This window comes from Microbacterium sp. cf332 (genome assembly GCF_900102175.1).
In the GTDB taxonomy this organism is placed as follows: Bacteria; Actinomycetota; Actinomycetes; order Actinomycetales; family Microbacteriaceae; genus Microbacterium.
Window position 1 is genome coordinate 1 of sequence record NZ_FNKN01000007.1, and the last position, 2,347, is coordinate 2,347.

General features: G+C 55.2%; 2 rRNA genes. Both read left to right on the forward strand.

The features are described 5' to 3' along the window. Positions 1-252: 252 nt before the first annotated feature. Positions 253-1,773, forward strand: a 16S ribosomal RNA gene (locus tag BLT21_RS15465). A 373-nt stretch (positions 1,774-2,146) separates the two neighbouring features. Then, positions 2,147-2,347, forward strand: a 23S ribosomal RNA gene (locus tag BLT21_RS15470); the annotation flags it as partial.

Consider the following 2,347-nt stretch of genomic DNA (forward strand, 5'->3'; position numbering starts at 1 on the left):
GGGTATGGTTGTGAAGTTGCCCTCTGGGCTGGCTGTGAGGTCAGTTGGGGGAGCGTCCGATCCTTGAGAACTCAACAGCGTGCACTTGTCAAATGCCAAATAACCTCGACTCCACTTCGGTGGGGTGAGATTCCTTTGGATCAAAGACCTTCCCTTTGGGGGAGGCAATGGATAGTCAGCAATGATTTATCTCTTTGGTCAGCATCAAACTCGCTGCTCCAGTCTTTTTCCGGCTGGTCGCAGCAAATTTTCTTTACGGAGAGTTTGATCCTGGCTCAGGATGAACGCTGGCGGCGTGCTTAACACATGCAAGTCGAACGGTGAAGCAGAGCTTGCTCTGTGGATCAGTGGCGAACGGGTGAGTAACACGTGAGCAATCTGCCCCTGACTCTGGGATAAGCGCTGGAAACGGCGTCTAATACCGGATATGAGCTGCGGCCGCATGGTCGGCAGTTGGAAAGATTTTTCGGTCAGGGATGAGCTCGCGGCCTATCAGCTTGTTGGTGAGGTAATGGCTCACCAAGGCGTCGACGGGTAGCCGGCCTGAGAGGGTGACCGGCCACACTGGGACTGAGACACGGCCCAGACTCCTACGGGAGGCAGCAGTGGGGAATATTGCACAATGGGCGGAAGCCTGATGCAGCAACGCCGCGTGAGGGATGACGGCCTTCGGGTTGTAAACCTCTTTTAGCAGGGAAGAAGCGAAAGTGACGGTACCTGCAGAAAAAGCGCCGGCTAACTACGTGCCAGCAGCCGCGGTAATACGTAGGGCGCAAGCGTTATCCGGAATTATTGGGCGTAAAGAGCTCGTAGGCGGTCTGTCGCGTCTGCTGTGAAAACCCGAGGCTCAACCTCGGGCCTGCAGTGGGTACGGGCAGACTAGAGTGCGGTAGGGGAGATTGGAATTCCTGGTGTAGCGGTGGAATGCGCAGATATCAGGAGGAACACCGATGGCGAAGGCAGATCTCTGGGCCGTAACTGACGCTGAGGAGCGAAAGGGTGGGGAGCAAACAGGCTTAGATACCCTGGTAGTCCACCCCGTAAACGTTGGGAACTAGTTGTGGGGTCCATTCCACGGATTCCGTGACGCAGCTAACGCATTAAGTTCCCCGCCTGGGGAGTACGGCCGCAAGGCTAAAACTCAAAGGAATTGACGGGGACCCGCACAAGCGGCGGAGCATGCGGATTAATTCGATGCAACGCGAAGAACCTTACCAAGGCTTGACATATAGAGGAAACGTCTGGAAACAGTCGCCCCGCAAGGTCTCTATACAGGTGGTGCATGGTTGTCGTCAGCTCGTGTCGTGAGATGTTGGGTTAAGTCCCGCAACGAGCGCAACCCTCGTTCTATGTTGCCAGCACGTAATGGTGGGAACTCATGGGATACTGCCGGGGTCAACTCGGAGGAAGGTGGGGATGACGTCAAATCATCATGCCCCTTATGTCTTGGGCTTCACGCATGCTACAATGGCCGGTACAAAGGGCTGCAATACCGTGAGGTGGAGCGAATCCCAAAAAGCCGGTCCCAGTTCGGATTGAGGTCTGCAACTCGACCTCATGAAGTCGGAGTCGCTAGTAATCGCAGATCAGCAACGCTGCGGTGAATACGTTCCCGGGTCTTGTACACACCGCCCGTCAAGTCATGAAAGTCGGTAACACCTGAAGCCGGTGGCCCAACCCTTGTGGAGGGAGCCGTCGAAGGTGGGATCGGTAATTAGGACTAAGTCGTAACAAGGTAGCCGTACCGGAAGGTGCGGCTGGATCACCTCCTTTCTAAGGAGCATCTGAAGTCTTTTAGACTTCCAGAACCCAGATCGAAGGCACATGTTCTTCGCTGGGAGCTCATGGGTGGAACATTTGACATGGTGCGAAGGATGAAGGTCTTTTCTAGTACGCCGCTTGCGGTGGGAACGGGGAGGGTTTCGGGTGTCGTACCTGCACGCTGTTGGGTCCTGAGGGACCGGATGAGAGTCCGCAACCTCTGGGCCTTTTCTTCATGCTGCTGGGCAGTGTGGGGGGAGGGTACCGCCCGTACTTTGAGAACTACACAGTGGACGCGAGCATCTTCGATGCGACACCTTCGGGTGTTGTGTGAAGATGATCTTAAAGATCATTAGTCAATTTTTTGACGATTCAACTCATGTGATTTCAAGTCTTTAAGAGCAAACGGTGGATGCCTTGGCATCTGGAGCCGAAGAAGGACGTAGCAATCTGCGATAAGCCTCGGGGAGTGGATAAGCACACTGTGATCCGAGGGTGTCCGAATGGGGAAACCCCGCTGGGCGGCGTGCCGACCTAGTGACTCCCGCCTGAATATATAGGGCGGGTAGAGGGAACGTGGGGAAGT